General features: G+C 73.1%; 4 protein-coding genes and 1 pseudogene. All 5 read right to left on the reverse strand.

All coding sequences use genetic code 11. From position 1 onward, the window contains the following. Positions 1–742 (reverse strand): annotated as a pseudogene (locus GA0115242_RS10115) ((2Fe-2S)-binding protein); the annotation flags it as partial. Then, positions 739–1,632, reverse strand: a complete 894-nt coding sequence (locus GA0115242_RS10120; protein WP_093826783.1) for an FAD binding domain-containing protein — start codon at positions 1,630–1,632, stop codon at positions 739–741. The gene GA0115242_RS10120 and the pseudogene GA0115242_RS10115, both read right to left, overlap by 4 nt. Before the next feature lie 373 nt (positions 1,633–2,005). After that, on the reverse strand, positions 2,006–3,640 hold the full coding sequence (locus GA0115242_RS10125) for a beta-N-acetylhexosaminidase (protein WP_176729785.1): 1,635 nt from the start codon (positions 3,638–3,640) through the stop codon (positions 2,006–2,008). 1 nt (position 3,641) lies between these two features. Beyond that, positions 3,642–4,487, reverse strand: coding sequence for a carbohydrate ABC transporter permease (locus tag GA0115242_RS10130; RefSeq protein ID WP_093826785.1), 846 nt, complete (start codon positions 4,485–4,487; stop codon positions 3,642–3,644). Further along, entirely contained in the window at positions 4,484–5,335 is an 852-nt protein-coding gene (locus GA0115242_RS10135; protein ID WP_237548966.1) for a carbohydrate ABC transporter permease, read from the reverse strand. Before GA0115242_RS10135 ends, GA0115242_RS10130 begins: the two co-directional genes overlap by 4 nt. Positions 5,336–5,348 lie beyond the last annotated feature (13 nt).

The raw sequence follows: 5,348 nt of genomic DNA on the forward strand, positions 1-5,348 counted from the left end.
CCGTGCGCGGGGTGCCGTGCGCGGGGGTGCCGTGGGCCGGGGTCCCGTACGCCTGGCCGGGGTACTCAGGGCCGCTGCCCGGGAGGCCCTGCTCCTGTCCCCAGGGCTGCCCCGGGGGTCCCTGTGCCGCCCCGGGATCGGCGGGGCCCTCGGGCCCCGTCGGTCCCGCGGGGTCGGCGGGCGCGTTCGCCCAGGGCGCGGCGGCGCCGCCCGGGAGGGTCGCGGGCGGGGTGCCGCCCCACTGCTGGACCAGGGACGACGTCGTGAACTCGCCCGACTCGTCCGGGAGGTCGCCCCCGGCGAGCGGGATCGACCACTGCCCGGCCGCGTCCTGGGCCGCGTCCTGCCGGTGCTGCTCGTACGGTGCGTACGGCTCGTAGGGCTCGTGCGCCTCGGGCACCTGGTGGCCGTCGTAGGTCCACTGCTGGGCGGCGCCCGGCCGGTAGGCGAACCGGTCGTCACCGCCCTCGTGGGGCGCCGCGTTCGGGTCGGGCCACTGGCCGCCGCCGTCGGGCGTGCCCCACTCCCCCGCCGTCTGGTCGGGCGCGGCCGTGATGCGCGGCGGCACGTACCCGTGGCCGGGCGCGGCGAGCGGGCTGTCGGCGGACGCCAGGAGGGCGTCGATGCCGCCCTCGGGGAGTTTCACGAAGGCGGTGGCGCCGTCGTCGTAGTCGCCCTGGGGCAGCGGGTCCCAGCGGCCCCCGCTGCGGGGCGCGCCTTCTCCGTGCTGGTCGTCGGTCACGACAGAGCCCTCCCGAGTGCTCGTCGGGCCAGTGCGGCGACGGTCCGCCGCAGGTGCAGTACGGCCGGCGGGAGCGGTGCGACGGAGCCGTCGGGCTCGGGCGCCGGGTCGGGGATGCAGGCGGCGGCGACGTACTCGCCGAACGCGGTGAGCGCCTCCGGCACGATCGTGCGGCTGTTGTCCCAGTCGATGAGCCGGGCGACCCAGTGCTCGGCGTCCAGGGGCCGCAGCGGCATCGGCGCGATGGCGCCGACGGCGCACCGCACGCCGCGCCTGGCGGGGTCGAGGACGAGGGCGACGGAGGCGGCGGCGCGGCCGGGGCCGGTCCTGCCGGTGGCCTTGAGGAAGACCTGCGGCGCGTGCAGCAGCGGCACCCGCACGAAGCCGATGAGTTCGCCGCCGCGCAGCATGTCGACACCGGCGAGCAGGTGGGAGACGGGGATCTCGCGGCGGGCGCCCTCGCGTCCGGCGATGATCAGCGTCGCCTCCAGGGCGGCCAGCACCGGCAGCGCGTCCCCGGTGGGGGCGGCGGAGGCGATGTTGCCGCCCAGGGTGCCCGCGTTGCGGATCTGCGGCGGTCCGGCGGCGCGGGCGGCGGCGGCGAGCGCGGGGATCAGCGCGGCGAAGTCGGGGCGGCCCATGCGCGCGTGCGTGAGTCCGGCGCCGAGGAGCGCGTGGCCGTCCTGGTACTGCCAGCCGCGGATCTCGCTGATCCGGCCGAGGCCGACCAGCGCGGCGGGCCTGAGCTGCCCGGAGTTGACGGCGGCCATCAGGTCGGTGCCGCCCGCGACGGGCACGGCGGTGGGCACGGCGGCGAGGGCCGCCACCGCCTCGTCCAGTGTCGTGGGCAGCGTGACGGACTGCGCCGCCTGCGGTGCGTGCGTGGTCAAACCGGCTACCCCTTCCGCTGCCCCACCTGGTCCCACCTGTGCTGCCGTACGGTACGTGCTGACAGGGCGGACGTGGCAACTCTGGCACATCTTCGCAGGGCACGAGGACAGGGGTCCGCTAGGCGGCATTCGCCCGCCTCACCAGGGAGATGGTCCGGTTTCGCACGGCATCGCCGCTGGGCGCGCATTGCCACTCTTCGGTGATGCTTGCGGGTGTTTCTCCCCTCGGGACGGCGGGTTCGGGCGCGGCGGGGGCGGGTCGGGCCCCGGACGCGGCCGGTTCACGCCCCGGCCGCCGGCGGTCCGCGGCGCGGACAGGTCAGGTCCGCCTCGCGGACGTGTCCGGTTCGCGCCGCCGACACGGCCGGTTCGGCTACCTGTTCGGCGGGGCGCCCTCGATGGGGCGGCCGAGCACCCCGGGCCGCCGCTGCCAGGGGGCGGGTCCGGTGGGCGGCCGGTATCCGACCCCCAGGGCGTCAAGTCGCCGGTAGTGCGCGGTCATCCGCCGCTCGAAGCCGTCGAAGTCCCGTTCCGCCGGGGCGGGCAGGGCGCTCCAGGCGACCTCGGCGAGGGCGACGAGGCGGGGGAACGCCTGGTAGTCCACGCGCGCGGGGTTCTCCATCACCTCGGTCCACAGGTTGGCCTGGGTGCCGAGGACGTGCCGGGCCTCCTCGGGCGTCAACTGCGGGGGAACGGGCTCGAAACGGTAGACGTCCTCCAGGGTGCGCACGTACCCGATGGGCACCGGTTCGTCGGCGCCGCCGTCCTGCCGGTGGTCCAGGTAGACGTGCTGTTCCGGACACATGACGACGTCGTGTCCCGAGCGTGCCGCGGCGATGCCGCCCGCGTAGCCGCGCCAGGAGGAGACGGTGGCGCCGGGGGCGAGGCCGCCCTCCAGGATCTCGTCCCAGCCGATGAGACGGCGTCCGCGGTCGGCGAGCCAGGTGTCGAAGTGGCGGACGAACCAGGACTGGAGGCCGTCCTCGTCGCCGAGGCCGAGTTCCGTGATGCGCGCCTGCGCGGCCGGTGAGCGCCGCCACTGGTCCTTGGGGCATTCGTCGCCGCCGATGTGCACGAACTCCGAGGGGAACAGGCCGAGCAGTTCCTCGAAGACGCCTTCGTAGAAACGGAGGGTGTTGTCAGTGGGGGCGAGTACGTTCGGAGATACCCCCCAACTGTCCCAGACCGAGAGGGAGGCGGTGTCGATGACATCCGTGTTGCCGAGTTCCGGGTACGCGGAGATGGCGGCCTGCGAGTGTCCTGGCACATCGATTTCCGGGACGACGGTGATATGCCGTTCGGCCGCGTAGGCGACGATCTCGCGGATGTCGTCCTGGGTGTAGAAACCGCCGTGCGGCTTCTCCTCCCAGAGCGGTGAGGCGCGGTGGCCGAATTTGGTCCGGGCCCGCCAGGATCCGGTCGCGGTCAGCTTCGGCCATCGTTCGATCTCGACGCGCCATCCCTGGTCGTCCGTCAGGTGGAAGTGGAAGACGTTGAGTTTGTGGGCGGCCATCAGGTCGAGGTGGCGCAGGACGCCGTCCTTGGGCATGAAGTGCCGGGCCACGTCGAGCATGACGCCGCGCCAGCGGAAGCGTGGCGCGTCCTCGACGGTCAGTTCCGGCAGCCGCGGCGGCCCGCCGGGGGCGACGGGGGCCCGGCGGAAGGCGTGCGGGCCCAGGAGCTGACGGAGGGTCTGGGCGCCCCAGAAGACCCCGGCCGGGTCGCCGCCGCGGATCTCGACGCCGTCCGCGGCGCGCGTGGTCAGCCGGTACCCCTCCGGCGGGAGGGTGTCGTCCACCAGCAGCCGGACGGCTCCGGGGGTGTCGGCGGGCCCGGGGGGCAGGGCGAGCCCGAAGGCGGCGCCCAGGGTGGCGCGCAGCGCGCGTTCGGTGGTGCCGGTGCCGGGTCCGGCCCACAGGACGGTGCCGGCGTCCAGGAGGGGGCCGTCGGGGGACGGGGTCCCGACGCTGCGGGGCGCGGGGATCAGGTCGGGGGTCGGTGGGGTCACGTCAGTCCTTGACCGCTCCGCCCAGTCCCGAGACCAGGCGTCGCTGTACGAGTACGAAGAAGACCAGGACGGGGATCGTCATCACGGTGGAGGCGGCCATCACGCCGCCCCAGTCCGGCTCGTCCGGCTTGAAGAAGACCAGGAGGGCCATGGGCAGCGTCGATTGCGAGGTGTCGCTGATGATGAAGGACTTCGCGAACAGGAAGTCGTTCCAGGCCGAGATGAAGGAGAACACGCTCGTCGCCACCAGGCCGGGCAGGACGAGCGGGAAAAGGATCTGCCAGAGAAAGCGCGCGCGGCTCGCGCCGTCGATGTAGGCGGCCTCCTCCAGCGCTTCCGGGACGGCCTTGACGAATCCGCGCAGCATCCAGATCGCGAACGGCAGCGAGAAGGCGAGGTGGGGCAGGATCAGGGCGCCCAGGGTGTTCAGCTGGCCCAGGTCCCGCATGAGGAAGAACAGCGGGATGGTGAGGGCCTCGACGGGCACCATCTGGGCGATCAGGAACATGATGAGGAGGGTGGTCCTGAAGCGGAAACGGAATCGGGTGACGGCGGTCGCGGCGAGGAACGCGATGAGCGCGGAGGCGATCACCACACTGCCCGCGACGATCACGCTGTTGAGGAAGTACCGGCCGAATTCCTGCTGTTCGAAGACGCGCCGGAAGGAGTCGAGCGAGGGCGACGCCGTCCACGGGCGCGGGTGGCTCGACTCGATCTCGTCGGCCGGTTTGAAGGCGCCGAGGACCATCCAGTAGAGCGGGAAGGCGACGACGACGGCGATCAGCAGCGCCGACGCCTCGGCCGCGAGCCGCCAGGGGCGGCGGACGAGCGGGTGCGGAGCGTTCACAGTTCCTCCCCCTGCCGGCGCAGCAGCCGCAGGTAGACGAGGGTCACGGCGAGCAGGATCAGCAGCATCACGACGCCGATCGCCGAGCCGAGGCTGTACTGCGAGGAGGCGAAGGCCTGTTGGTAGGCGTACACGTTCAGGACGAGGTTCTGTCCCGCGATGCCGCCGCCGCCCGTCATGACGTAGATCTGGGTGAAGACCTTGAAGTCCCAGATCACCGACTGGATGGTGACGACGGTGAGGATGGGCCGCAGCATCGGCGCCAGCACCGAGCGCCAGATCCGCCACTGCGAGGCGCCGTCCAGGGAGGCGGCCTCCAGCACCTCGGCGGGCACCGAGCGGATCCCGGCGTAGACGGTGACCATCACGAACGGGAAGGAGCACCAGACGACTTCGAGCAGGACCAGCAGGAAGGCGCTGTAGCGGCCGTAGGTCCAGGAGTGGTCGCCGAGCCCGAGAACCCGGTTGACCGGGCCGAAGTCGGGGTCGAAGAGGAACAGCCAGACGGTGGAGCCGGTGACGGCGGGGGTCGCCCAGGCGCCGAGCGCGGCCAGCATCAGGGCCAGCCGGGGCACCGCGCGCACCCGGGTGAGCAGCACGGCGAGGGCGCAGCCGACGGCGAGGGTCGACAGGACGCAGGCGGCGGCGAAGACGACGGTGGCGCCGAGCACCTGCCAGAACTGCTCGTCGGCGAGGAGGCGGGAGTAGTTGCCGAACCCCTCGAAGGTGGCCGGTCGTCCGCCGCTGACCTGGGCCTGGGTGTAGGTGAAGAGGGAGATCAGGCCGAGTTGGTAGACGGGGTAGACGAGCAGGCCGCCGAGGACGGCCAGGGCAGGGGCGAGATACAGCCAGGGGACGCCG

The organism is Streptomyces sp. SolWspMP-5a-2 (assembly GCF_900091845.1).
Taxonomy (GTDB): domain Bacteria; phylum Actinomycetota; class Actinomycetes; order Streptomycetales; family Streptomycetaceae; genus Streptomyces; species Streptomyces doudnae.